The organism is Xanthomonas sp. NCPPB 901, assembly GCF_056725085.1.
This window is the reverse complement of sequence record NZ_CM161511.1, coordinates 1462686-1488178: the sequence shown is the minus strand read 5'-3', so window position 1 is coordinate 1488178 and position 25493 is coordinate 1462686. Positions and strand designations below refer to the sequence as shown.

Here is a 25493-nt window from a genome sequence, read left to right as displayed (position 1 = left end):
GCGGACTTCCGGAAGGCAACCGCGCCGGCGCGGCACGGTATCCTACGCACATGTCTTCCCCCGCCCACGCCTTGCTCAGCCGCGTCTTCGGCTACGACCAGTTCCGCGGCCTGCAACAGGACATCGTCGAGCACGTCGCCGCCGGTCACGACGCGCTGGTGCTGATGCCCACCGGTGGCGGCAAGTCGCTGTGTTACCAGATTCCCTCGCTGCTGCGCGACGGCACCGGCATCGTGATCTCGCCGCTGATCGCGCTGATGCAGGACCAGGTCGAGGCGCTGCGCCAGCTCGGCGTGCGCGCCGAGTACCTGAACTCCACCCTGGACGGCGAGACCGCGCAGCGGGTCGAACGCGCCCTGCTGGCCGGCGAGCTCGACCTGCTGTACGTCGCCCCGGAACGGCTGCTGACCCCGCGCTTCCTGTCCCTGATCGAGCGCAGCCGCATCGCCCTGTTCGCGATCGACGAGGCGCACTGCGTGTCGCAGTGGGGCCACGACTTCCGTCCCGAGTACCGGCAGCTCACCGTCCTGCACGAGCGCTGGCCGCAGATCCCGCGCATCGCCCTCACCGCCACCGCCGATCCGCCGACCCAGCGCGAGATCGCCGAGCGCCTGGACCTGGCGCAGGCCCGCCATTTCGTCAGTTCCTTCGACCGCCCCAATATCCGCTACACCGTGGTGCAGAAGGACAATGCGCGGCGCCAGCTGCTGGACTTCCTGCGCGCACACCGCGGCAGCGCCGGCATCGTCTACTGCATGTCGCGGCGCAAGGTCGAGGAGACCGCCGAGTTCCTGGCCCGCGAGGGATTGAACGCCCTGCCCTACCACGCCGGCCTGCCGGCCGAGGTGCGCGCCGACAACCAGCGCCGCTTCCTGCGCGAGGACGGCATCGTGATGTGCGCCACCATCGCCTTCGGCATGGGCATCGACAAGCCCGACGTGCGTTTCGTCGCCCACACCGACCTGCCCAAGTCGCTGGAGGGCTACTACCAGGAGACCGGCCGCGCCGGCCGCGACGGCGAGGCCGCCGAGGCCTGGCTGTGCTATGGCCTGGGCGACGTGGTGCTGCTCAAGCAGATGATCGAGCAGGGCGAGGCCGGCGAGGAGCGCAAGCGCGTGGAGCGGCGCAAGCTCGACCAGCTGCTGGGCTACTGCGAATCGATGCAATGCCGCCGCCAGGTGCTGCTGGCCGGCTTCGGCGAGACCTACCCGCAGCCCTGCGGCAACTGCGACAACTGCCTGCAGCCGGCCGCCGCCTGGGACGCCACGGTGGCCGTGCAGAAGGCGCTGAGCTGCGTATACCGCAGCGGCCAGCGCTTCGGCGTCGGCCACCTGATCGACATCCTGCGCGGCAACGAGGGCGAGAAGATCAAGCAGTTCGGTCACGACCAGCTCAGCACCTACGGCATCGGCAAGGACCTGGACGCGCGCGCGTGGCGCGGCGTGTTCCGGCAACTGGTCGCCACCGGCCTGCTGGAAGTGGACAGCGACGCCTATGGCGGCCTGCGCCTCACCGACGCCAGCCGCCAGGTGCTCAAGGGCGAACGCACGATCATGATGCGCCGCGAACTGCCCAGCCGCGGCCGCGAGCGCGGCGACCGCAGCGGCAGCCCGCGCACCGGCGTGCCGGTACAGGCCCAGGACCTGCCCCTGTTCAACGCGCTGCGCGACCTGCGCGCCGGCCTGGCCAAGGAGCAGAACGTGCCGGCCTTCGTGATCTTCCACGACAGCACCCTGCGCAACATCGCCGAGCAGCGCCCGGCCAGTCTGGACGAACTGGCGCGGGTCGGCGGGATCGGCGGCAGCAAGCTGGCCCGCTACGGCCAGCAATTGCTTGAGGTCGTGCACGCGCAGGGCTGAGTGGCGGGCACCGGCGCCCGCCTCGCCCGCGCGCCGCGGCGAGGCCCGCGGCACCGACAGGCCGGGTTCAACGTGGTATTGATAGCGTCAGCGTCACGGCAGAGCGTCTACCTGGCTCCGCCGGGCCCCTCTCTCCTGGCGGATGCCCGATGAACCGCAGCCTCCTTCTCCTCGCCTGCGCCCTGCTTGCCGGCCCGGCCCTGGCCCAGACCGCCGACGCCACCAGCGACAGCGAGGCGGCCAAGCGCAAGCTCGACCTGAGCGTGCCGCAGCAGCCGATCACCTATGCCGATCCCGGCACCAAGGCCGATCCGCCGGGCGCCTACTACGGCGACACCAGCGGCACCTCGGCCTCGGCCCAGAAGGCCGCGGCGGCGCAGGCGCGCGCCGAAGCGCTGCAGGCGCAGGCCGAGCGCTGCAATGGCGACGTGCACGGCAGCGTCGCCACCGGCATCGGCTACTCCTCGCACGGCGGCAACAGCAACTACCAGGCCGCCAACCTGAACCTGTGCAAGACCTCCTACACCGACGACGGCAAGCCCCGACAGATGGGCATCAGCATCAGTGTCGGCCGCGGCGACGGCCCGGTGTTCGGCCGTGGCTACTACCCCGGCGCCTACGGCCCGCCGCCGTTCGGCTGGTAACCACGGCGAACGCCCGACCACGCACCGCCACGCAGGCGGTGCGCCAATCGAAATCGCGTACCGCCCGGCTCCGCCGCCGGCGTCTGCGCGCCTTCCGCCGATCCGGCGACTGCTCCCCCCCCCTGCGTTTCGGCCACCCCAGGTCCACCTTCGCCCGCCTGACTGGGCGCCGTCAGACCACGGCGGCGCACGCCCCCGGTCCTGCCTGCAGCGAAACGCGACGCAGCCCCATCGTGCAGCGTTGCCGGCGTCACGGTCGTGGCGATCGCATCAGCCGCGTGCGCGACGCTCGCGCCATATCGCGACTACAATCGCGCAGCAGGACATTCGCCTGTGGCGGCGCGACCTGGCAGCACGCTCCCCGCGAGGCGCTCCCCGACGCCCCCTTCCTGTGGCACCGCTTTCCCCCGAGCCCACGCCATGTCCAACGTAGTCCGGCTGCACAGCGCCCGCGAACGCGAGCAGCGCCAGCACGACGATGTCCTCGATGCGGCCGAGCGCTGCATCGCGGAGAACGGTCTCGGCGCCACCACCTTCGAACTGATCGCCGGGATTGCCGACGTCCCCTGCAGCGCGGTGCGCCGGCAGTTCGACGACAAGCGCGGCCTGGTCCAGGCACTGATGGAACGCGGCTACGAGCGCGCCATCCGCACGATGTGGCTGCTGCAGCCGCCACCGCACCAGGACGCCACGGCGTTCATCGCCGGTGCGCTGGAAGAGTGGCTGGTGGCCGATGCCAACCAGCGGCGGCGGCGCCTGGACCTGGAAATGGACCTGGCCGCCGCGCGCGACCCCGACCTGGCGCAGTACGCGCGCCGGCTCAACGTGTCCCTGGTGCAGAACCTCGGCGACCTGCTGCGGCGCATGCTGCGCGACCACGGCTGGAGCGGCAGCGAGGCGGAGTTCCAGGCCCGCGTCTACGCGGTCGCGGCGATGTGCGGCGGCCTGCACATGATGATGACCACCGGCGTGGAGCTCAACCGCATGCACCTGCAGTTGATCCTGAGCGAAAGCCTGGCCGGGATCTTCAGCACGGCGCGCAGCTGACGCCGTGGTCCGCCGCCGCCTTCGGCCCGCGGATCGTCCACGCACATCGCCGGCGCATTGAGTGGGATCCTGATGCGTCCCGCGGCAACGGCGCTCGGCGCCGTCGCAGTACTGCGTGCCTGTACGCAACGGTATGCAATCGCTGCGGCGCCATCCACCAACAGCCACGTCCAGCGCCAGCGCAACGCTCGACGTCGAGGCCTCGTCGCTGTCGCGAGAAAGGGCCGCGTGGACGATCGTCAGCGCCCGCTCAGGCCGGCGCCGCTGGCGCGCGCATGCGCCCCGCTGCGGTACGCAGTGCCTGACCGATCTGCTGCAGCGTCCTGGAGCGGACCGCCACGTGCTGCCAGTACAGCGGCACATCGAGCCAGCGCTGCGGGTCGACGACCACGATCTGCTGCTGTCGCAGCGCAGCCCCCAGCATCTGCTCCGGCGCCAGGCACCAACCCAGGCCGCGCGCGGCTGCGTCGACGAAGCCGATGGAGGTCGGCAGGTAGTGGATCGGCGGGCTCAGGCGCGAGCGGGTGATGCGGCGCACGAAGCGCGCCTGCAGCGCGTCCTTGCGGTTGTAGACGATCATCGGGGCGCGCGCCAGCGCCGCCGCATCCAGGCCCTGGGCGAAGTAACGGGCGACAAAGGCCGGCGAGGCGATCGCGCGGTAGCGCATCGCCCCCAGCGGCAGCACATTGCAGCCCTGCAACGCCTTGCCGACGGAGGTGACGGCGCCGAGGACCGCACCGCTGCGCAGCAGTTCCAGCGTGTGATCCTGGTCGTCCACCTGGATGTCGAACAGATAGCCATGCGCGTCGTGCAGCACCGCCAGCGCGTCCAGGAACCAAGTCTGCAGCGAGTCGTCGTTGACCGCGATGGCGATGCTGCGCGCCGCTGCGCTGCTGGCGGGCGCGGGCAGCAGGTCGGCCACCGCCTCGGCCTCCAGCACCTGCATCGGCCGCACGCTGCGCAGCAGGCGCTCGCCCGCGGGGGTCGGCCGGCATGGGGCCTGGCGCACGATCAGCACCTGGCCGAGCCGGTCTTCCAGGGCCTTGATCCGCTGCGACACCGCCGACGGAGTCAGCGCCAGGCGGCGTGCGGCGGCCTCGAAACTGCCTTCTTCCAGGACGGCGGCGAAGGCGGACAGCTGGGGATGCAGCAGATCCATGACGGCGAGGCAGATTAGGAATGCTTCACAGCCTACAGAAAAATGAGTTTGGCTAATGGCGGTGGCGCGTGCAGCATGCTCGCCCCACCCACCAGGACCTAGCGCATGTGGCTGCACGCATTGTTGACCAGCTTCGTCGCCGGCGCCGGCCTGATCGTCGCCATCGGCGCGCAGAACGCCTTCGTGCTGCGCCAGGGACTGCAGCGTCGGCATGTCGGCCTGGTCGTGGCCGTGTGCGCCGCCAGCGACGTCGCGCTGATCGTGCTCGGCGTGTCCGGCATCGGCGCCGTGGTGGATACCTGGCCAGGCGTGCTGCAGGGATTGCGCTTCGGCGGCGCGGCCTTCCTCGGCGCGTATGCGCTGCTGGCGGCGCGGCGCGCCTGGCGCGGCAGTGGCGGCCTGCTGGCGCAAGGCCAGGATCGGCAGCGCTGGCAGCGCGCCCTGCTGACCTGCCTGGCCTTCACCTTCCTCAATCCGCACGTGTATCTGGACACCATGGTGCTGCTGGGCAGCCTCTCCACGCGCTACCCGGGACAACTGCGCTGGGCGTTCGCGCTCGGCGCCTGCCTGGCCAGCGCGACCTGGTTCTGCAGCCTGGGCTACGGCGCCCGGCTGCTGCAGCCGGTGTTCCGCAAGCCCGCCGCGTGGCGGCTGCTGGATGCGGCGGTCGCGCTGTTCATGCTGGGGTTGTGCCTCTCATTGCTCCTGAAGCCCCTGGGATGAGCGATCGGGGTGCAGTGGATGCCAACGCGGCGCGGCAGCGCACGACTCCCCATGATGGCGCAGACGCGGGCTTCCGCTTGCGCAGCTGAGCGAAAGAGGAAAAACAAAACCCCGGCGCGTGGCCGGGGTTCCGAAGATGCTGACCGTAGCGCCACTGCGGCGCCGGGTCAGTCCCAGAAGTTGCTGTAGTCGCGCGCCTGCTTGTCGGGTGCCTGGGTGCTGATCAGCTCGCAGTCGGTCGAGACTGGCGGCTTGTTGTCCATCTCGATCGAACGGCAGGCGAACCTCGCCAATTCACCAGGCTTGGCACCCTTGGCAGGTACGCGGGCGCCACCTTTCAGGGTCGTGCCTTCGGCATTGACGGCGACAACGGTCCCGACGATCTGTGGGCGCATGTCGTCGTCCGGCAGGCTCGCAATCGTCAGTTGCTTGCGCACGACCATGTAGTGGCCGGACTGGGCAGCGTGTACCGACCCGGAAAGAACCGCCAGGACCGCGGTGAGAATGAAAGCGTTCGATCGCACAAGAAAGTCCCCTGTAGACAGCATCCATCATAACAACTTCAGCGAAGCGTTCAGGCCCAGGACCGATGCGCGCGGCGCCGGCAATCTCCGCTGCGCGGTCTGCAAGCCGACGCTGCGGCCGATACGACGACGTGCATCCGCACGCAGTTACCTTGCGATCCGATGCGGCCAGCACATCGCCCACGTGTCGCGAACAAAAGCGGCGCCATGCGCCCGAAGCGCGCGTTCGACAACGCTCGGCAGCGCTTGACCCCGCGCGCGATCAAGCAAGGCGTGATCGCCGCGGGCGATCGCGTTGCACTGGACGGCCTGAAGTAGCGAAGCACCACGGATCCGAATGACCAGGCCACAGGCGGCCACAAAACCGAGTCACTGCCGCCATGCTACGAACCCACCGCCCCGACCGTGGAACCAGCGCGTCTATTGGGCACCTAGAACAACCTGCTTCTTCGACACTCAAGCCGGATGCAGCCTGCCCTGTAGGAGCGGCTTCAGCCGCGACGGACCTACCGGGACGCCCCCGTCGCGGCTGAAGCCGCTCCTACAGGAACGCGTTCCGGAGTTTTGATGGTGCCCTATCGTCGATTTCAGAAGTGACTTCAGGAGCCGGCGAAAAACCCACCGAAGGCAATGCCTGACTATCTGGAATAGTGGTGGGCCGTGATGGATTCGAACCATCGACCAAAAGATTAAAAGTCTTCTGCTCTACCGACTGAGCTAACGGCCCAAAACAAGGCCCCGGCGTTGCGCCGGGGGGCGTAGTCTACCCCAGGGCGGGGCGTTTCGCGAAATCAGGCGTAGCGGGTCGGGTCGGCGACGCCGGCATCGGCGAAGCCCGCCGCGCGCAGGCGGCAGGCGTCGCAGTGGCCGCAGGCGCGGCCGGCGTCGTCGGCGCGGTAGCAAGACACGGTCAGGCCGAAATCCACGCCCAGGCGCACGCCTTCGCGCACGATGTCGGCCTTGCTCATGTGCTGCAACGGTGCATGCACGCGCAGCCCGGCCCCCTCCACCCCGGCCTTGGTCGCCAGGTTGGCCAGGGTCTGGAACGCGTCGATGAACTCGGGGCGGCAATCGGGATAGCCCGAATAGTCCACCGCATTGACCCCGCAGAAGATGTCGGCCGCACCCAGCACCTCGGCCCAGCCCAGCGCCACCGACAGCATGATGGTGTTGCGCGCCGGCACGTAGGTCACCGGGATGCCCTCGCCGCCGGCGTCTGGCACCTCGATGTCGTCGGTCAGCGCGGAGCCGCCGATGCTGCGCAGGTCGACGTTGACGGTCTTGTGCGCCACCGCACCCAGGGCGCTGGCGACCCGCGCGGCCGCGTCCAGTTCGGAGGTATGGCGCTGGCCATAGCGCACGCTCAGGGCATGCACGGCGAAGCCCTGCGCACGGGCGATAGCGACGACGACGGCGGAGTCCATGCCACCGGAGAGAAGGACGACGGCGTTTTTCATCTGGGGGCCGGGAATGGGGAATGGAGAATCGGAAATGGGGAGAGCGTAACAGCCACGCAGGACCGGAAAGCTGGACGAGCTTCGAGAAGCGGAAGCAAAACAGGCACAAACACGCCTGCTATGCGGCGCTTTGCCGATTCCCGATTCTCCATTCCCGATTCCCGGCTGCGCACCAGCGCAGCTACCGCCCCGGCTCGTCGTTCCACAGCAGCTTGTGCAACTGCATCTGGAACCGTACCGGCAGGCGGTCGGCGACGATCCAGTCGGCCAGATCGCGCGCGGTCAGTTCGCTCTTGCTCGGGGAAAACCAGACCGTGCAGCGCGTGTCCAGCCGGTGTTCGGCGACCACGTCCCGCGCCCACTCGTAGTCGGCGCGGCCGCACAGGACGAACTTGATCTGGTCGCGCGCGGTCAGCAGCGGCAGGTTCTCCCAGCGGTTGCGGTGCGCTTCCTGCGACGCCGGGGTCTTGATGTCGAGCACCCGCGACACCCGCGGGTCGACCTCGGCGATGTCCAGCGCGCCGGAGGTCTCCAGCGACACGTCGTAGCCGGCGTCGCACAGGCGCTGCAGCAGTTGCAGGCAGCGCTTCTGCGCCAGCGGCTCGCCGCCGGTCACGCAGACATGGCGCACGCCGTGGCGCGCCACCTCTTCGAGGATCGCGTCGATGTCCCACCACTGGCCGCCATGGAAGGCGTAGGCGGTGTCGCAGTAGCTGCAGCGCAACGGGCAGCCGGTCAGGCGCACGAACACGGTGGGCCAGCCGGCGCTCTCGGCCTCGCCCTGCAGCGACAGGAAGATCTCCGTCAGCTTCAGGCGGGGCAGCGGGCTTTGGACGATATCGCTGGGAACGGCGGCCATGGCGGGAGAAGACTGCTCCCGCGACGACGGCGGCAGCGTAAGGGGCTCAGCGCAACTGCTGGCCGAGACGGATCGACTGCAGGCGGTCCTGCGCGGTCCGCGCGGCATCGGACCCAGGATACTTCGCACCGACCTGTTGCAGGGTCTGCTCGGCGTCCTGCACGCGACCCTCGCCGTACTGGGACAGGCCCAGCTTGAGCAGCGCGCCCGACGCCTTGTCGTGGGTCGGGTAGCGGCCAACCAGATCCTGGAACTGGGCCTCGGCCAACTGGAAGTTCTTGGTGGCGTAGTAGCTCTCGCCCAGCCAGTACAGCGCGTTCGGCGCATACACGCCGTTCGGGTAGGCCTGCAGGAAGCTCTGGAACAGGTTCGCCGAGTCGGCGTACTTGCCGGCCTTCAGGGCATCGAAGGCGACATTGTAGGCGGCCCGCTCGTCGCCGGCGGCGGCCAGGGTGCCGGCGTCGCCGTGCACCGACGGCGGCGGCTCGGCAACGGCGGACGGCTTGCCCGCGGGCGCGGCCGGTGCGGCAGCCGGAGCGGCGCCATTGGCCGGCGGCAACGGCGGCGTCGCCCCTGCCCCTGCACCACTCTCGAGCCGGCCCACGCGGCCATCCAGGTCCAGGTACTGGTCCTTGATCTGCTGCTTGAGCTGGTCGTTGCTGTGCTGCAGTTGTTCGATCGTGGCCTCCATCGACTGCATCTGGGTCCGCAGCTGGTTGAGCTGGTTCAGGATGTCGGTGTTGGCCTGGGTATTCATGGCCTGCTGCTCGAGCGCGGAAACGCGGTCGGCCAGGCTTGCGCGCTGCGCATGAGCCGGCGCGGCGGCCACGAGGGCCGCCGCGACGATCATCGATGTAAGGACACCGATACGCATCTTTTCTTACTGCGCCGTGTAGACGATCTCGACGCGACGGTTCTGCGACCAGCAGGACTCGTTCGACTCGGTGCAGACCGGACGCTCTTCGCCGTAGCTGACCACGGTCAGCTGCGCAGCCGAGCCACCGTTGGCCTGCAGCGCCGAGGACACGGCGTTGGCACGACGCTCGCCCAGGCCCATGTTGTACTCGCGCGAACCACGCTCGTCGGTGTTGCCCTGCAGGGTGATGCGCGAGGACGGACGGTCACGCAGGTACTTGGCGTGGCACGCCATGATCGCCTGGAATTCCGGCTTCACGGTGTCCTTGTCCAGGTCGAAGTAGACCACGCGCTGACGCAGGCAGGAATCGGTGTCCAGGTCGCCCGGGCCGTACAGGCCGGAGGTCGACGGGCCGGTCGGAACGGTGGTACCGGTGGTGCCGGTGGTGTCGGTCTGGGGCTGTTCCTTGACCTTCTTGGAGCAGCCGGCCAGAGCTGCGACGGACAACAGCGAAACAAGCAGAACGCGGGTGGTCTTGTTCATGGCGATACCTTGTGGCTCCTGGGCCGATGAGGGGTTCAACAGCGGAATATTAACACCAAACTTACATGTCAACGTGCGGTGCGATACGGCGACCAGGACGGTTCGCGCACGTCGCCATCGGCGAGCACCAGGCGCTGCCGCACGCGGGCATCGGCCGAGACCGCGTACAGCACGCCGCGGCCGCCTTCGCGCGCCGCATACAGCACCATGCTGGCGTTGGGGGCGAAGCTCGGCGATTCGTCCAGCGAACCGGTCGACAGCGTGCTCCAGCGCGGCGAACCCAGGCTGCGGTCCATCATCGCGATCTTGTAGGTGTTGCCGCTGCCCTGGGCCACGACCAGCTTGTTGCCGTCGAAGGACACGCTCGGGGTCGCGTTGTAGTTGCCCTGGAAGGTGATGCGGGTGGCGCTGCCACCGGTGGCCGGCACCTGGTAGATCTGCGGGCGGCCGCTGCGGTCGGAGGTGAAGTAGATGCTGTTGCCGTCCGGCGCCCAGGTCGGCTCGGTGTCGATGCCGAAGTGGTTGGTCAGCTGGGTCAGCTGCTTGCTGCCCAGATCCATCACGTAGATCTCCGGGTTGCCGCTGCGCGACAGGGCCAGCGCCAGCCTCTTGCCGTCCGGCGAGAACGACGGAGCGCCGTTGATGCCGCGGAAGCTGGACACCAGCTGGCGCGCGCCGGTGGCGATGTCCTGGATGTAGATCGAGGAGTTGCCGCGTTCGAAGCTCACGTAGGCCAGCTTCTTGCCGTCCGGGCTCCAGTTCGGCGACAGCAGCGGCTCGGCCGAGCGGACGATGGTCTGCGGGTTGTAGCCGTCGGAGTCGGCGACCATCAGCGCATAGCGCATCGCCCCGCCCTTGCCGCTGGCGGTGACGTAGGCGATGCGGGTCCAGAACGCGCCGCGCACGCCGGTGATCTTCTCGTAGATGGCGTCGGCCATCTGGTGGGCGACGTCGCGCATGGCGTTGGCGCGGGCGGTCATGGCCAGGCCGAGCATGCGCTCGCCCTTGCCCACGTCGAACAGCTCGTATTCGACGCGGTAGGCGCCTTCGCCGGCGTCCATCACCCGGCCGACGACCAGGTAGCTCTGCTTGAGCGCGCGCCAGGTGGCGAACTGCACCTCGCTGCCGCGGGTCGGACGCTCGACGATCTGCGACTCGGGCAGGTTGCGGAACTGGCCGGAGCGATCCAGGTCGGCGCGGACCACCGCGGCGACGTCGGTGCTCGGCGGGGTCGCCGATCCCTGGTACGGCATCGGCACCACGGTGATCGGGGTCGCCGAGGCATTGCCGCCGACGATGTCGATTTCCAGGCCCTTGTCCTGCGCGGACGCGGCGAGAGGCAGCAACAGGGCGGTGAGAACGGCAAGCCAGCGCGGCAGTTTCTTCATGGGTCGCTCAGCGGGATCGGAAAGGCGCAAGAGATAGCAATGCGCGGGTGAACGTATTCGCAATCATGAACCATCGCCATGTGAAGCCGATGGCAGGACGCGGCACATTATCGCCCATCGCCTGTCGGGTGGACGGCCGGCCGCGCGCGAACGCAGCGGCGGCGGCCGGGGGTCATTGGTCCTGGGCGGTGAAGTTGAACGTCAGATTGCGCGAGAAAACGCTCTCGAAGCCACGGTAGGGCAACGGCTGGGCGCGCAGCACGGCGGCCTCGATCGAGCGCCGGCCGGCCTCGTCGTAGGGACAGTCGGGACTGACCTTGGCGTCCATCACCTGGCCGCCGGGAATCTGCGTGATCGAGATCTTGCACTTCTGCCCCAGCGGCACCGAATCCGGGCGCACCCACTGGCTCAGCACAGCCTGCTGGATCGCCGCGGCGTACTTGGCCTGCAGGTCGGTATTGGTGCCGTTCTGGCCCGGCGTCGGCTGCGCGGTGGTCGCCGCCGCGGCCGAGGCCTGCTTGGCGCGCACGTCGGCCAGCTGCTGCAGCTTCTGCTGGGCCAGCTTGGCCTCGCGTTCGGCCTGTTCGCGCTGCTTGCGGATCTCGGCGATCTTCTTCTGCCGCTCCTCTTCCTGCTGCGCGGCCAGGCGCTGCTTCTGCTCGGCCTCCTGCTGGCGCTTCTGCTCGGTCAGGTCGATCTGTTCCTGGCGGCGCTTGGCCTCCTGCTCCTGCTTCTCCTTTTCCTGGGAGATCGCGGTGCGGGTGGCGCGGTCCTGGTCGACCTTGTCGGGGACCGGCACGAAGTCCTGCGCCTTCTGCTGCTGCGGGGTCGGCGCCTGCTGCGGCTTGGGCGTGGGGAGCGGCTGCGGCGGCGGCACCGTGTCTTCCTCGGCGACGTCCTTGACCGGCTCGGGCAGCGGCTCGGGCAAGGGCTTGGGCGCGTCCTTCACCGCCTTCTGCGCCGAGCGCACGTCGGCGGCCGAGACCACCAACGAGGCCTCGACCATCGGCGAACCGGCAGCGGGTTCGACCTGGCGCACCGGCGACCACCACCAGGCCAGGAAGAACAGCAGCGCGATCAGCACGTGCACGGCCACCGCCAGCGCGATGCCGTACATCAGGCCGTCATTGTCGCCCCTGGCCAGGGGCGGTCGGTTTTCGGCGTCAGCGTGCATTGTTTCCGGGCTGACTCATCAGGCCGACCTTGGGAACGCCGGCCTGCTGCAGCATGACCATGGTGTCCATGACCAGTTGATAGTTGGAACTGCCGGGCGCGGCGACGAACACCGGCACGTCCTTGTTCTGGCCGACGAAGGCCTGGATCTTCGCCTTCAGCTCGGGCGCGGCGATCTTCTCCGGCTTGCCGTCCTGCAGGGTCAGGGTGTAGCGGCCCTGGGCATCGACGGTGACGATCACCGGATCCTTCTTGCTCTCCACCGAGCGCGCGGTGGAATCGGGCAGGTCCACGTCCACGCTCAGGCTGAGCAAGGGCGCGGTGACCATGAAGATGATCAGCAGCACCAGCATCACGTCGATGTACGGCACGACGTTGATCTCGGACTTGAGCTTGCGGCGCTTGCGGCGGGAAATGGCGGCAGTCATGCGGGAATCCTGGGAGTCGTGGGCAGGCGGGCGACGCTCAGTCGCCGCTGGCCTGGCGCTGCAGGATGGAGCTGAACTCTTCGGAGAAGGTCTCGAAGCGCACGGCCAGGCGCTCGACCCGGGTGGTGAAGCGGTTGTAGGCCCACACCGCCGGGATCGCCACGAACAGGCCGATGGCGGTGGCGAACAGCGCCTCGGAGATGCCCGGCGCGACCGCGGCGATGCCCGCCTGCTGGCCGCTGCTGATCATGTCGTGCATGGTCACCATGATGCCGAACACGGTGCCGACCAGGCCCACGTAGGGCGCGGTGGAGCCGATGTTGGCGAGCAGTTCCAGGTTGCGCTCCAGGCGGTCCACCTCGCGCGCGTAGGTGGCGCGCATCGCCCGCTGCGCGCCTTCCAGCTGGATGCGCGCATCGAGCCGGCGCTTGTCGCGCAGGCGGGTGAATTCGCGGAAGCCGGCCTCGAAGATCGCCTCCAGCCCGCCGACCACGCGGTTGCGGTCGGTGGCACCGGCGTAGAGCTTGCTCAGGTCGGTGCCGGACCAGAAGCGGTTCTCGAAGTCGTCGGCCTCGCGGTTGGCGTCCTTGAACACCTTGCCCTTGCGGAAGATGATCACCCAGCTGATCAGCGAGCCGAGCAGCAGCAGCAGCACGATCACCTTGACCGGCAGGCTGGCCTTGACCATCAGGTCCAGGTAGTTGATGCCGCCATGGGCGGCGGTGCTGGCGACGGCCTGGGTGGCGGTCTGGGTCACGTCCTGCGGCAGCGCCTCCACCACCGTGTCCTGCAGGGCCAGGAGCAATGCGATCATCCGTCGTTCCTCAGTAATTCGGCTTCAGTGATTTCAAGAACTTTCAATGCGTCGTACAGCGCGTCGTCCATGCCGCGTGGGCGGAAGCTGCCGGCGCCGATGGCCGCCAGCCGCACCTGCGCGCGCAGCAGCAACTCGCCGTCGCGATGGATCGACTGCGTGAACACCAGGCTGGCGCGCTTGCACTGCGACAGCGCGGCGCCGACCTGCAGGGAATCGTCCAGGCGTGCCGGGCGCAGGAAGTCGAGCTGCATCGAACGCACCACGAACATCAGATCGTGCTGCAGGCGCAGACGCTCCTGGCCATGGCCCAGCGCCCGCAGCCACTCCGTGCGCGCCCGCTCCAGAAAGGCCACGTAGCGCGCGTGGTAGACCACGCCACTGGCGTCGGTATCTTCCCAGTAGACGCGTGTCGGCCAACTGAATAGACGCGGGGATTGGGGAATAGGGACTGGGGAATCGGAGGTCAAGAGCGGCGCTCCTGTCGATAGCTGGGTAACCACAACATCCTAGAACAATGCCCCCGATTCCCCAGTTCCGATTCCCAATTCCCGGTTCTTGGGCTGCAAGCCCAAGTGCAGATACGCCTTGTTGGTCGCCATGCGCCCGCGGGCGGTGCGGATCAGGTAGCCCTGCTGGATCAGGTAGGGCTCGATCACGTCCTCCAGGGTGCCGCGCTCCTCCGACAGCGAGGCGGCCAGCGACTCGACGCCGACCGGGCCGCCGTCGAAGTACTCGATGATGGTGCGCAGCATGCGCCGGTCCAGCTCGTCGAAGCCCTCGGCGTCGACCTTGAGCATCTGCGTGGCCGCCTGCGCCACCGCCAGGTCGATCTGCCCGCCGGCGCGCACCTGGGCGAAGTCGCGGACCCGCCGCAGCAGGCGGTTGGCGATGCGCGGGGTGCCGCGCGCGCGCCGGGCGATCTCGGCGCAGCCGTCGGCGTCGCAGGCGATGCCGAGGATGCCGGCGGAGCGGCGCACGATCCGCGCCAGCTCGTCCGGGGTGTAGAACGCCAGACGCTGGACGATGCCGAAGCGGTCGCGCAGCGGCGCGGTCAGCAGGCCGGCGCGGGTGGTGGCGCCGATCAGGGTGAACGGCGGCAGGTCGATCTTGATCGAGCGCGCGGCCGGGCCCTCGCCGATCATGATGTCGATCTGGAAGTCTTCCATCGCCGGGTACAGCACTTCCTCGACCACCGGCGACAGCCGATGGATCTCGTCGACGAACAGCACGTCGTGCGGCTGCAGGTTGGTCAGCAGCGCGGCCAGGTCGCCGGCCTTCTCGATCACCGGGCCGGAGGTGACCCGCAGGTTGACCCCCAGCTCGTTGGCGATGACATGGCTGAGCGTGGTCTTGCCCAGGCCCGGCGGCCCGAAGATCAGCACATGGTCCATCGCCTCCCCGCGCGCCTTGGCCGCCTCGATGTAGATCGACAGCTGCTCGCGCACCGGCTGCTGGCCGAGGTAGTCGTCCAGCCGCTTGGGGCGGATGCTGGCCTCGGCCGCCTCATCCTCGCGGGTGGCGCTGCTGGCGATGATGCGGTCCATGGAAAGCCGGGAATGGGGAATCGGGATTGGGGAATCGAGCGGACAATAGTAGCGGTTGGCGCCGCTGCTGGCGCCTACTTTTGCGGCGCCGCTGCGTTTTCAGGCCGAACGCCGTTGCCGTTGCTTCACCCTATTCCCCATTCCCGCTTCCCCATTCCCAAGGCCGCGACCCCGTCGCGGCCTCAGATCTCCACCTGCGCCCCCAGCTCCACCAGGCGGTTGCCGGGGATGCGGAAGAAGCCGGTGGCGGGGGCGGCGTTGCGGTGCATGACCGCGAACAGCTTGTCGCGCCAGATCGGCATGCCGCGGTTGGCGCTGGCGACGATGGTCTCGCGGCTGGCGAAATAGGTGGTGTCCATCGGGTCGAAATAGATCCCGCCCTGGTCGCAGGAGCGCATCAGCGCCAGCGGCACGTCCGGGGTCTCCATGAAGCCGAAGCGCACGTAGACCCGATAGAACTCGTCGCCGATCGCGTCGATCTTCAACCGCTGCCCGGCCGCCGCGTACGGCACCTGCAGGGTCTCCACGGTCAGGAACACGTTGCGCTCGTGCAGCACCTTGTTGTGCTTGAGGTTGTGCATCAGCGCGTGCGGCACCACCATCGGGTCGGCGGTCAGGAACACCGCGGTGCCGGGCACGCGCACCGGCGGCGCCAGCATCAGCCCGGGCAGGAAGGTGTCGAGCTTGATGCCGTCCTTGCGGATCTCGTCGTGCAGCAGCTTGCGGCCGCGGCGCCAGGTGCGCATCAGGGTGAACAGGATCAGGCCCAGCAGCAGCGGGAACCAGGCGCCGTCCAGGAACTTGATGATGTTGGCGTAGAAGAACGCACCGTCCACGGCCAGGAATACCAGCGCGAACAGCCACAGCAGCGGCGTCGGCACGCGCGGGTTGGCGCGCGCGTAGATGATCATCAGCACGGTGGTGATCAGCATGGTGCCGGTCACCGAGACGCCGTAGGCGGTGGCCAGCGAGGTCGAGTCGCCGAAGCCGATCACCGCCACCACCACCAGCGCCAGCAGGCACCAGTTCACCGCCGGCACGTAGATCTGACCGATCGTGGAGTGCGAGGTGTGGCGGATGTGCATGCGCGGGATGTAGCCCAGCTGCATGGCCTGGCTGGCCACCGAATAGGCGCCGGTGATCAGCGCCTGCGAGGCGATCACCGTGGCCGCGGTGGCCAGCACGATCATCGGGTACAGCGCCCACTCGGGCACCGCCTCGTAGAACGGGTTGCTGACCGCCGCCGGGTCGCGCAGCACCAGCGCACCCTGCCCCAGGTAGGTCAGGGTCAGCATCGGCAGCACCAGGAAATTCCACGAGCGGCGGATCGCCTTGGCGCCGAAATGGCCCATGTCCGCGTACAGCGCCTCGCCGCCGGTGACCGCCAGCACCACCGCGCCGAGCACGAATACCGCGTGCCAGTTGTGTTCGGCGAAGAAGCGCACGCCCCACCAGGGGTTCAGCGCGTGCAGCACTTCCGGCGCCCGCGTCATGTTGTAGACGCCGATCGCGCCCAGCGCCACGAACCAGACCAGGGTGATCGGCCCGAACGCCTTGCCCACCCGCTCGGTGCCGTAGCGCTGGGCCATGAACAGCATGCCCAGCACCACCAGGGTGATCGGCACCACGAACGGCTCCAGCTTGGGCGCGGCCACCTCCAGGCCTTCCACCGCCGACAGCACCGAGATGGCCGGGGTGATCACGCCGTCGCCGAAGAACAGCGAAGCGCCGAAGATGCCGAGGATGCCGACCACGTACATCGAGCGCGAGCCGCTGGGCAGGGTGCGCTGCGCCAGCGCGGTCAGCGCCATGATGCCGCCCTCGCCGTCGTTGTCGGCGCGCATGATCACGGTGACGTACTTGACCGTGACCACCAGCATCAGCGCCCAGAACACCAGCGACAGGATGCCCAGCACGGTGTCGTGGTCCGGGGTCAGCCCGTAGTGCGGCGAGAACGCCTCCTTGAGCGTGTACAGCGGACTGGTGCCGATGTCGCCGAAGACCACGCCAATGGCGGTCAGCATCACCCCAAAGCCCGTTTTGGCGTGCGGATCGTGGCTGCCCGGGCGGGCGGCGGAACTGGTGGGGCTGGACATGGTGGGAAGAGTAGCGCCAGAACGTGAAGAAGGAGCGGAGAGTTGGGCCAACCGACCGGTCAGCGCAGCGCCGCCTGCAGGGCCTTGCGGATCACCGTGGCGACCTCGTCGCCGTCGGCGGCGGCGTCGCGCGCCATCTTCGCCGCCTCGGCGGGCTTGTAGCCGAGCTGCTGCAGGGCCACCGTGGCCTCGGACACCGCGTCGGTGCCCAGTTGCCCGGTGACCGGCGCGCCGCCGCTGAAGTCGGCCGCGCGGTCGCGCAACTCCACCACCATGCGCTCGGCGGTCTTCTTGCCGATGCCGGGAATGCGGGTCAGCGCGGTGACGTCGGCGGCGGTGATCAGCCGCGCGAACTCGTCGACGCTGACCCCGGACAGCACCGCCAGCGCGATCTTCGCGCCGATCCCGCTGACCCGCTGCACGTCGCGGAACAGGCGCCGCTCGCCCTCGCGCAGGAAGCCGTACAGCGACACGCTGTCCTCCTTCTGCGCATAGTGGGTGAACAGGATCACGTCACGCCCGACATCGGGCAGGTCGTAGAAGGTGCTCATCGGCGCCTCCAGCTCGTACCCCACCCCGCCCACGTCGATCACCAGCCACGGCGGCTGCTTGTAGGCCAGGATGCCGCGCAGACGGCCGATCATTGGGCGCCTCCCTGGAGGCGCCGGGAATGGGGAAACGGGAATGGGGAATGGGCAAAGCGGACGCCCGCTTCATCGCTTCTGCTGTTCCCATTCCCGATTCCCGACTCCCGATTCCCAGCCTTTCTCATTTTCTGCTCCACGCCTGCTGCGTGCTGACGCCCAGGCGCTGCGCGGTGGCGCGCACGTGGGCATGGGTGATGGCGACCGCCAGCGCGTCGGCGGCGTCGGCCTGAAGTTTGCCGGTCAGGCTCAGCATGAGACCAACCATGTGTTGCACCTGCTGCTTTTCCGCCGCGCCCTTGCCGACGATGGCGAGCTTGATCTCCTTGGCCGCGTACTCGTGTACCGGCAGATCGCGCAGCACCGCCGCGCAGATCGCCGCGCCACGGGCATGGCCGAGCTTCAGCGCCGCGTCGGCGCTCTTGCCCATGAACACCCGCTCGATCGCCACTTCCTGCGGCCGGTACTCCTCGATCAGCGCATCCAGCCCGTGCAGCAGGCGCTTGAGCCGCAGCGCGAAGTCGCCCTCGCCCAGCAGCAGCAGCGGCGTGTGGTGCACGTGCCGGGTACGGCCGGCCGCGTCCACGTCGATGATGCCGACGCCGGTGCGTTGCGAGCCGGGGTCGATGCCGAGGATGCGGGTGGTGGTGGAGCCGGGATTGGGGATTCGGGAATCGGGATTCGGGAAAGCGCCGGTCACCCGAGCATCGCTGCTCGCTGCCGCCATTGATGTCGGCAATGCCTCCGGCACCGGCACGGCGCCGCTCCGGGTTCCGGGTCTTGGGCCCCGGGTCCCGGTCGTCATGGCTTCAGCCCCCGTCACTCAGCGCGGCCTGGTCCACGTTGGAATAGACGTTCTGCACGTCGTCCAGGTCTTCCAGCATGTCCAGCAGCTTGCGTACCTGCACCGCGGTGTCGCCGTCCACGGCGATGTCGTTGTCGGCGCGGAAAGTGATTTCGGCGTGGTCGGCGGCCAGGCCGGCCGCGTCCATGGCGTCCTTGACCGCCTGGAACGCCTCAGGCGCGGTCAGCACGTCGATCGCGCCGTCCTCGGGGTAGACCACGATGTCGTCGGCACCGGCCTCGATCGCCGCTTCGGTGATCTTCTCCTCGTCGGCGCCGGCGGCGAAGCTGAGCACGCCCAGGCGCTTGAACATGAAGGCCACCGAGCCATCGGTGCCCATGTTGCCGCCGCACTTGCTGAAGGCATGGCGCACGTCGGCCACGGTGCGCACGCGGTTGTCGGTCAGGCAATCCACGATCACCGCCACGCCGCCCGGGGCGTAGCCCTCGTAGCGCACTTCCTCGTACTCCACGCCTTCCAGTTCGCCGGTGGCCTTCTTGATCGCGCGCTCGATCACGTCCTTGGACATGTTCGAGGCCAGCCCCTTGTCCATCGCCACGCGCAGCCGCGGGTTGTTGGACGGATCGCCGCCGCCGGCGCGCGCGGCGACGCCGATCTCGCGGATGATCTTGGTGAAAATCTTGCCGCGCTTCGCATCGGATGCGTTCTTGCGGGCTTCGATCGAGGGGCCTCTACCCATGGGGCGTTCCGGACAGTTGTAAGGACAGGGCGCAGATTTTACCTGATGCCGCGCACATCCCGCGGTCCAGCCGCGCCGACGACCGACCGCGCGTGCGACCGGCGCATGCAGCCGTTCCCCGGGCGGCGCCCGCTCCGGCGCGCGCCAGCCCGTGCTGCCAGTCAAACATTGGCGGACTGTCTACCCATGCGCGCCGCATCGCTGCCAGAACTGTCATGCCCCACCGGGAGGCTGAACGCGTCAGTCGCGCCCGCCTTCCATCGCACCAAAAGGAGACCCCCCATGTCCCGCACCACCCCCGCACCCACCCCCTTCCTGTCGCTGGCCCTGCGCTGCCTGGGCCTGCTCGCCCTCGCCGCCCCGGGCCTGGCCAGCGCCCAGACCGATGCCTTCAGGGGCCGCTACAGCGCCGGCTACACCACCTATTCGATCAGCGGCCAGGAACCCCGCGCGACAGGCAAGTACCCGGTCTACGTGCATATCGGCGGGACCGGCGAGAACTACCAGAGCAATTGGGCGATGGCCGCGGTGAATGCCGCGGCGGCCAAGGGCTTCGTGGCGGCCTCGGTGGAGTACGACAACACCAGCTTCGGCAGCTGCGGCGTGATCGGCAACCGCGCCAAGGCCATCTTCGATGCGCAGAATCTCAACAGCGCCATCGCCCAACTATGCGCCCGCGACAAGGCCGACTGTTCCAAGGGCGTGGTGACCGGCGGGCTCAGCCAGGGCTCGATCATCTCGGTGCTGGCGCATGACTACGATCCCCGGGTCGCCGCCTCGTTCGGCCAGGGCACCGGCGCGACCTACACCGCCTACTACAACCTGGCGTCCTGCATCGCCGACGGCAACCACTCGCTGCCGTCCGATCGCCTGCGCATCATCAACGGCGAGCGCGACATGTTCGTCGGCGGCACCGAGAACATCGCCCGCACGCAGGCACAACTGGTCACCGGCCTGCGCTGCGACGGGCAGCAGTCGTGCTTCCGCAGCAACGGCAGCGGCTGGTACATCGTCAAGGACCGGGAGGTGCAGGACCTCTACGCCGACCATTGCTTCATGGGCTTCGGCGGCTACCCCGGCACCCAGTGCGCAGGCATTCTGGTCGACGGCAACTACCGCAGCGGCACCGCCGCCTGGGCGCTCAACCCCACCCTGGACTGGCTGAAGACCTTCGTGACGCCCTGAGGGACGTCGCCGCCCGGTGCCGGCGCCAAGGCGCTCGCGATACGGCGCCGGCCGGCACCGCGGGATGCCCGGTTCCGGCGGCGGGGCTCAGACGCCGAACCGACCGTCGCGCAGGAAGGCGGCGGTCTGCCGCGCGGCCTGCGCCGAGAACAGCAGGCCGCTGTGACTGGCGCGCACCTGGCAGTGGTCGCCCAGGCCGGGCACGCGGGTCTCGGCCAGGGCCACGCTGCCGTCGGACTGCGGCCCCAGCGCCGCGAAGCGCGCGCCCAGCCCGCGCGCCACCGTGCCGGCGATCATGCCGACCTCGGCCGCGCCTTCCCAACGCGCCACGCCCTGCTGCAGCAGCGTCGCGCTGCGGCCCAGCGCCCGTCCGAGCCGCCGTTGCGCCAAGGCGCGTGCAACGGCGCTGCCCGCCAACGGACTGCCCAGGCAGACCACCCGGGTCACCGGCAGCGACGGCGCCTGGCGCAAGGCCTGCAACGCGATCAGGCCGCCGAGGCTGTGGCCGACCAGCGCCACCGGACCGGCGGCAGCCAGACGCTCGATGCGCGCGTGCAGCCGTGGCAGCGCGGCCTCGGCGCCGCCGAACGCGGTGGAATAGCCGAAGCTGGCGACACGCCAGCCATCGCGGCGCAGGCGCAATGCCAGCGGCAGCAGCCACGGCCGCGCGTTCCAGATGCCGTGCAGCAGCAGCACCTGCGGCGCGGCGGCCATGTCCGGCTCAACCGCAGGTGGTGCGGAGGATGCGATTGTTGCCATCCAGGTACACGTTGAGCCGGTCCAGGCGCAGATCGCGGGTCACCGCCTGACCCGGCGCGATCGGCCGCACCACGCCGGCCCCGCTCTCCTTCCAGACCCGGCTCATGGTCGCCTGGGTGGCTTCCTGGCCTACGGCCCAGGCCACCGCCTCGACATTGCAGCGGCCATCGCCCTGCACGCTCGGCCCTGCGCTGGCCGGCTGCAACGAGGCTGGTGGCGCGCATGCGGCCAGCAGCGGCACCACGGCGGCGATTCCCATCCACGGTCGGAACATGGCGCTCTCCTCAAAGCTGGACAGGGCTGCACTCTAGCGCGCCGCCGTTGCCGCGGTGTCGACGCGGCACTCGCGTGCGGCGCCCCCTAATCACGCCAGCACACGTCACGTAGGAGCGGCGTCAGCCGCGACGACGCGTTCCCGATACAGCCCGTCGCGGCTGAAGCCGCTCCTGCAGGTCACACTGCATCCGGCTTGCGTGTCGCGGAGGCAGCTGATTCGAGATGCCCTGCGGGCGTCAGGCCGCGCGCGGCGGACGCCGCAGGATGAATTCGAGATCGCGCACCTGCCCCACCGGGAATTCGTAGGTGCCGACCTTCTCGAAGCCGTAACGCGCGTAGAAGCGCTGCGCGCCGAGGTTCTCCGACCACACGCCGATCCACAGCGTACGCGGGCCATCGCGCTCCAGCCAGGCCAGGGCGGTGTCGAACAAACGGCCGCCCCAGCCGCCGTTCTGGTGCGCGCGCAGCAGGTACAGCCGCTTCAGTTCGCCGTCGCCGGGACGCACCTCGGCGTGCGGCAGGCCGCAGGGGCCGGCCGCGGCGTGCCCGACCACGGCGCCGTCGTGCTCGACCAGCCAGATCGCGTAGTCCGGATGCGCCAGCACCACCTGGGCGCGCTCCAGCGAATAGGCCTCGTCGAGAAAGGCCTGCAGGTCCTGCGCGGGATACAGATGGCCGAAGGTTTCGCAGAAGGTGGCCGCGGCGATGCGGGTCACCGCCGCGGCATCGTCCGGCGTGGCACGGCGGATATGCACGGCTCAGCGCACCGGGTGCGCAGCGTCGGCGCCGTCGCCCTCGTCGTCGCCTTCTTCCTCGTCCTCGTCCTCTTCTTCCTCTTCGTCTTCGTCTTCCTCGTACTCGTAATCGTCCTCGCCGAAGTCCTCGCCGTCCCAACGGCCTTCCGGATCCGGCACGAACGCCAGCGGCGCGTTGGCGCCGCTGCCGGCGCGCACCAGCCAGCCGCCGAACACGCGCGCGCGCTGGGTGACGATGGTCTCCACGGCGCCCTCGTTGCCGAGGGTTTCCCACTCCAGGTTGAATGCGGTCTCGCTCATGTGCTGGCCTGCGCTACGGTTGGAAGAAAGGGATCACTGCGCCTGCCGGCGCACCTGCACGTGCACTTCCGCCAGCTGCGCGTCGGCGATCGGCGACGGCGCATCGGTCATCAGGTCCTGCGCGCCGGTGGTCTTGGGGAACGGGATCACGTCGCGGATCGACTCGGTGCCGGCCATCAGCGCGGCGATGCGGTCGATGCCGAAGGCGATGCCGCCGTGCGGCGGCGCGCCGTAGTTCAGCGCATCGAGCAGGAAGCCGAACTTGGCGCGCGCTTCCTCGGCGCCGATGCCGAGCAACTCGAACACCGCGCTCTGCATGTCCGGGCGGTGGATGCGGATCGAACCGCCACCGATCTCGTTGCCGTTGAGCACCATGTCGTAACCGCGCGACACCGCGGTCTTGGCGTGCGTGCGCAGCTCGGCGATGTCGTCCACCGCCGGCGCGGTGAACGGGTGATGCAGGGCGACGTAGCGCTGCGCCTCCTCGTCCCACTCGAACATCGGGAAGTCGGTGACCCACAGCGGACGCCAGCCGTCGGCAATGAGGTTGAAGTCCTTGCCGGCCTTCAGGCGCAGCGCGCCCATGAAGTCGGAGACCTTGCCGTAGGCGCCGGCGCCGAAGAACACGATGTCGCCGTTGCCGGCGCCGACGTGGGCGAGCAGCGCGGCGAACGCGGCCTCGCCGAAGAACTTCTGGATCGGCGAGCTGATCTCGCCGCTGTCGGCGATCTTGACGTAGGCCAGGCCCTTGGCGCCGTACTTGGCGGCATGCGCGGCGTACTCGTCGATCTGCTTGCGCGAGAGGCTGGCGCCGCCGGGGATGCGCAGCGCGGCGACGCGGCCGTCCGGGTCGCCGGCGGCGGCGCTGAACACCGCGAAGTCGCTGTCCTTGACCAGTTCGGCCACGTCGGTCAGCTCCAGGGCGATGCGCAGGTCCGGCTTGTCCGAGCCGTAGCGGCGCATGGCCTCGGCCCAGGTCATGCGCGGGAAGCTGGCGTCCAGCTCGACGTCGACCACTTCCTTGAAGATGGCGCGGACCATGGCCTCGACGAAGTCCTGCACGTCGCGCTCGCGGACGAAGGCGAACTCCATGTCCAGCTGGGTGAACTCGAGCTGGCGGTCGGCGCGCAGGGCCTCGTCGCGGAAGCAGCGCGCGATCTGGTAGTAGCGGTCGAAGCCGGCCACCATCAGGATCTGCTTGAACAGCTGCGGCGACTGCGGCAACGCGTAGAACTCGCCCGGGTGCATGCGCGCCGGCACCAGGAAGTCGCGCGCGCCTTCGGGGGTGGCCTTGGTCAGGATCGGCGTCTCGATGTCCTGGAAGCCGCGCTCGTCCAGGTAGCGGCGCAGCGCCTGCACCAGCTTGATGCGGGTGCGCTGCATGCGCTGCATCTCCGGGCGGCGCAGGTCCAGATACCGGTACTTCAGGCGGGTCTCCTCGCCCGGGTTCTCGTGCGCATGGAACGGCAGCGGCGCGGCCTTGTTGAGCACGCTGATGGACGTGGCGATCACCTCGACCTTGCCGCTGCGCAGTTTGTCGTTGACCGCATGCCGCGCGCGCACCACGCCCTCGACCTGCAGCACGTCCTCGTAGCCGAGGCTGGCGGCGACCTTGAACACGTCCGCGTTCTCCGGCTCCACCATCACCTGCACGATGCCTTCGTGGTCGCGCAAGTCTATGAAGCACACGCCGCCGAGGTTGCGGGCCACGTCGGTCCAGCCGGCCAGGGTGACGGTTTGGCCGATCAGGGTCTCGTCGACCAGGCCGCAGAAGTGGGTACGCATCGCTAGCTCCAAACAGGGGGCGGCCGGCGCAGAAGGCGCCGGCAAGCCCGGTATTCTGCGGCGGCGCGTCGGCCCGGGCAAATCGCGCATGACTCATCCTGGCTTAAGTTGGCCTGCGGCTATAGTCCGCGCACCATTCACGGGGAGGAGAGAACCCATGTTGAAGCCCCTTGGCACCTGGCTGGTGATCGCCGCGCTGGCCCTGGCCAGCGCCCCGGCCGCGGCCCAGAGCGCCCGCGCCTACGCCCCGCAGGACCTGCGGCAACTGTCGATCCCCGGCCGGGTCCGGGTGATCGAGCGCGAATACGCCGATCAGTCGCGCGGCCGGCAGATTCCCGACGACCAGCTCGAGTTCTACCTGGACCAGATCGACCGTGGCTGGGGCTTCGGCAACATCCAGCAGGACATCGCCACCTCGCTGCGCGGCAGCGGCGGCGGCTGGCGGCAGGAACCGGGCTTCGACGGCCGCACTGTCGCCTGCTCCAGCAACGATCGCCGGCGCCAGCAGTGCGCAACCCCGTTCCGCGGGCCTGCCCGGCTGGTCGGCACCCTCTCCGATTCGCCCTGCATCGAAGGCCGCACCTGGGGCTCGGCGCCCGGGGTGGTGTGGGTGGACCAGGGTTGCCGCGGTCGCTTCGTCGAAGGTCGCGGCGGCTGGGGCGGCAACTGGGGCGGCGGCGGCAGTGGCGGCGCCGCCGGCACCGTGCGCTGCGAGAGCCAGGACCAGCGCCAGCGCGTGTGCCCGACCGGCTGGCGCAACGCCACGCTGGTGCGGCAGCTGTCGGACACCCGCTGCATCGAGGGCCGTACCTGGGGCTCACGCGATGGCGCGGTGTGGGTCGACGACGGCTGCCGCGGCGAGTTCGCCGAGGGCCGCGGCGGCGGCGGCTGGGGACCGGGCCGGCCGCCGCTGGACAGCGGCTACACGGTGACCTGCAGCAGCGACGACAAGCGCCTGCGCACCTGCGCCTGGGACCGCCGCCAGGGCCGCCCGGTGCTGATCGAGCAGTTGTCCGGCACCACCTGCGCGGAAGGCCGCAGCTGGGGCTACGAAGGCAATACGGTGTGGGTCAACGGCGGCTGCCGGGCGCGCTTCGGCGCGCGCTGAGCCAATGCGAACGTCGGGCC

Annotated in this window: 27 protein-coding genes and 1 tRNA gene; 6 read left to right on the top strand and 22 right to left on the bottom strand. The window is 69.3% G+C overall.

The features are described 5' to 3' along the window. The first annotated feature begins 50 nt into the window (after positions 1-50). The 3 genes from recQ to AC1PME_RS06100 all read left to right on the top strand — a co-directional run bounded on the left by recQ (position 51) and on the right by AC1PME_RS06100 (position 3550). The gene (recQ, locus tag AC1PME_RS06110; protein ID WP_254460764.1) at positions 51-1859 is read left to right on the top strand and encodes a DNA helicase RecQ; all 1809 of its coding nucleotides are present in this window, start codon (positions 51-53) and stop codon (positions 1857-1859) included. 149 nt (positions 1860-2008) lie between these two features. Continuing rightward, positions 2009-2503, top strand: a complete 495-nt coding sequence (locus AC1PME_RS06105; RefSeq protein WP_254460763.1) for a hypothetical protein — start codon at positions 2009-2011, stop codon at positions 2501-2503. 420 nt (positions 2504-2923) lie between these two features. Continuing rightward, entirely contained in the window at positions 2924-3550 is a 627-nt protein-coding gene (locus AC1PME_RS06100; RefSeq protein WP_254460762.1) for a TetR/AcrR family transcriptional regulator, read from the top strand. 250 nt (positions 3551-3800) lie between these two features. Here the strand turns inward: AC1PME_RS06100 and AC1PME_RS06095 are convergent, their stop codons facing one another. Then, positions 3801-4709 (bottom strand): LysR family transcriptional regulator ArgP, encoded by a 909-nt coding sequence (locus tag AC1PME_RS06095; RefSeq protein ID WP_254460761.1) that lies wholly within the window; start codon positions 4707-4709, stop codon positions 3801-3803. Between the two features lie 105 nt (positions 4710-4814). Between AC1PME_RS06095 and AC1PME_RS06090 the strand changes: the two genes are divergently transcribed. Further along, on the top strand, positions 4815-5432 hold the full coding sequence (locus AC1PME_RS06090; RefSeq protein ID WP_481097614.1) for a LysE/ArgO family amino acid transporter: 618 nt from the start codon (positions 4815-4817) through the stop codon (positions 5430-5432). A gap of 167 nt (positions 5433-5599) precedes the next feature. Here the strand turns inward: AC1PME_RS06090 and AC1PME_RS06085 are convergent, their stop codons facing one another. From AC1PME_RS06085 to AC1PME_RS06010, 16 genes are all read right to left on the bottom strand, one after another. Continuing rightward, positions 5600-5875 carry a hypothetical protein gene (locus AC1PME_RS06085; protein WP_254460759.1) on the bottom strand — a complete coding sequence of 92 codons (276 nt, stop codon included), beginning with the start codon at positions 5873-5875 and terminating at the stop codon, positions 5600-5602. A gap of 732 nt (positions 5876-6607) precedes the next feature. Then, positions 6608-6683 (bottom strand) — tRNA-Lys (locus AC1PME_RS06080). A 64-nt stretch (positions 6684-6747) separates the two neighbouring features. Continuing rightward, positions 6748-7413, bottom strand: coding sequence for a 7-cyano-7-deazaguanine synthase QueC (gene queC, locus AC1PME_RS06075; protein WP_307549236.1), 666 nt, complete (start codon positions 7411-7413; stop codon positions 6748-6750). A gap of 181 nt (positions 7414-7594) precedes the next feature. Next, positions 7595-8272, bottom strand: a complete 678-nt coding sequence (gene queE, locus AC1PME_RS06070) for a 7-carboxy-7-deazaguanine synthase QueE (protein ID WP_254460757.1) — start codon at positions 8270-8272, stop codon at positions 7595-7597. Positions 8273-8318: 46 nt separating this feature from the next. Further along, positions 8319-9146 carry a tol-pal system protein YbgF gene (ybgF, locus tag AC1PME_RS06065; protein WP_481097613.1) on the bottom strand — a complete coding sequence of 276 codons (828 nt, stop codon included), beginning with the start codon at positions 9144-9146 and terminating at the stop codon, positions 8319-8321. 6 nt (positions 9147-9152) lie between these two features. Then, a complete protein-coding gene (gene pal / locus AC1PME_RS06060; RefSeq protein ID WP_254460755.1) occupies positions 9153-9671 on the bottom strand; it encodes a peptidoglycan-associated lipoprotein Pal in 519 nt (172 codons plus the stop codon). A 68-nt stretch (positions 9672-9739) separates the two neighbouring features. Then, positions 9740-11059, bottom strand: a complete 1320-nt coding sequence (gene tolB / locus AC1PME_RS06055; RefSeq protein WP_254460754.1) for a Tol-Pal system beta propeller repeat protein TolB — start codon at positions 11057-11059, stop codon at positions 9740-9742. Between the two features lie 172 nt (positions 11060-11231). Then, positions 11232-12233, bottom strand: a complete 1002-nt coding sequence (tolA, locus tag AC1PME_RS06050; protein WP_429002499.1) for a cell envelope integrity protein TolA — start codon at positions 12231-12233, stop codon at positions 11232-11234. After that, positions 12223-12660, bottom strand: a complete 438-nt coding sequence (tolR, locus tag AC1PME_RS06045) for a protein TolR (protein ID WP_254460752.1) — start codon at positions 12658-12660, stop codon at positions 12223-12225. Before tolR ends, tolA begins: the two co-directional genes overlap by 11 nt. A gap of 37 nt (positions 12661-12697) precedes the next feature. Next, positions 12698-13474 (bottom strand): protein TolQ, encoded by a 777-nt coding sequence (tolQ, locus tag AC1PME_RS06040; protein WP_254460751.1) that lies wholly within the window; start codon positions 13472-13474, stop codon positions 12698-12700. Continuing rightward, on the bottom strand, positions 13471-13944 hold the full coding sequence (ybgC, locus tag AC1PME_RS06035) for a tol-pal system-associated acyl-CoA thioesterase (RefSeq protein ID WP_254460750.1): 474 nt from the start codon (positions 13942-13944) through the stop codon (positions 13471-13473). Before ybgC ends, tolQ begins: the two co-directional genes overlap by 4 nt. A gap of 39 nt (positions 13945-13983) precedes the next feature. Beyond that, positions 13984-15021 (bottom strand): Holliday junction branch migration DNA helicase RuvB, encoded by a 1038-nt coding sequence (gene ruvB, locus AC1PME_RS06030; protein WP_254460749.1) that lies wholly within the window; start codon positions 15019-15021, stop codon positions 13984-13986. A 182-nt stretch (positions 15022-15203) separates the two neighbouring features. After that, the gene (locus tag AC1PME_RS06025; protein WP_481097612.1) at positions 15204-17117 is read right to left on the bottom strand and encodes a potassium transporter Kup; all 1914 of its coding nucleotides are present in this window, start codon (positions 17115-17117) and stop codon (positions 15204-15206) included. 59 nt (positions 17118-17176) lie between these two features. After that, positions 17177-17761 carry a Holliday junction branch migration protein RuvA gene (ruvA, locus tag AC1PME_RS06020; protein WP_010344317.1) on the bottom strand — a complete coding sequence of 195 codons (585 nt, stop codon included), beginning with the start codon at positions 17759-17761 and terminating at the stop codon, positions 17177-17179. A gap of 124 nt (positions 17762-17885) precedes the next feature. Continuing rightward, positions 17886-18488: a crossover junction endodeoxyribonuclease RuvC gene (gene ruvC / locus AC1PME_RS06015; protein WP_481098078.1), complete on the bottom strand. Its 603-nt coding sequence runs from the start codon at positions 18486-18488 to the stop codon at positions 17886-17888. 82 nt (positions 18489-18570) lie between these two features. Further along, positions 18571-19305, bottom strand: coding sequence for a YebC/PmpR family DNA-binding transcriptional regulator (locus AC1PME_RS06010; protein WP_010344319.1), 735 nt, complete (start codon positions 19303-19305; stop codon positions 18571-18573). 282 nt (positions 19306-19587) lie between these two features. On the opposite strand from AC1PME_RS06010, the gene AC1PME_RS06005 reads away from it, so the two are divergent. Continuing rightward, a complete protein-coding gene (locus AC1PME_RS06005) occupies positions 19588-20490 on the top strand; it encodes a hypothetical protein (RefSeq protein WP_307549220.1) in 903 nt (300 codons plus the stop codon). 87 nt (positions 20491-20577) lie between these two features. Here AC1PME_RS06005 and AC1PME_RS06000 read toward each other — a convergent pair whose 3' ends face one another. From AC1PME_RS06000 to aspS, 5 genes are all read right to left on the bottom strand, one after another. After that, positions 20578-21204 (bottom strand): esterase/lipase family protein, encoded by a 627-nt coding sequence (locus AC1PME_RS06000; protein ID WP_254460746.1) that lies wholly within the window; start codon positions 21202-21204, stop codon positions 20578-20580. A gap of 7 nt (positions 21205-21211) precedes the next feature. Next, positions 21212-21523, bottom strand: a complete 312-nt coding sequence (locus tag AC1PME_RS05995) for an I78 family peptidase inhibitor (RefSeq protein WP_307549218.1) — start codon at positions 21521-21523, stop codon at positions 21212-21214. A 238-nt stretch (positions 21524-21761) separates the two neighbouring features. Further along, the gene (locus tag AC1PME_RS05990) at positions 21762-22280 is read right to left on the bottom strand and encodes a GNAT family N-acetyltransferase (RefSeq protein ID WP_307549217.1); all 519 of its coding nucleotides are present in this window, start codon (positions 22278-22280) and stop codon (positions 21762-21764) included. A gap of 3 nt (positions 22281-22283) precedes the next feature. Next, positions 22284-22580, bottom strand: coding sequence for a DNA primase (locus AC1PME_RS05985; RefSeq protein ID WP_481097611.1), 297 nt, complete (start codon positions 22578-22580; stop codon positions 22284-22286). Between the two features lie 33 nt (positions 22581-22613). Then, positions 22614-24365, bottom strand: a complete 1752-nt coding sequence (gene aspS / locus AC1PME_RS05980; RefSeq protein ID WP_307549213.1) for an aspartate--tRNA ligase — start codon at positions 24363-24365, stop codon at positions 22614-22616. Between the two features lie 157 nt (positions 24366-24522). On the opposite strand from aspS, the gene AC1PME_RS05975 reads away from it, so the two are divergent. Next, the gene (locus tag AC1PME_RS05975; protein ID WP_254460741.1) at positions 24523-25473 is read left to right on the top strand and encodes a DUF3011 domain-containing protein; all 951 of its coding nucleotides are present in this window, start codon (positions 24523-24525) and stop codon (positions 25471-25473) included. The last annotated feature ends 20 nt before the right edge of the window (positions 25474-25493 follow it).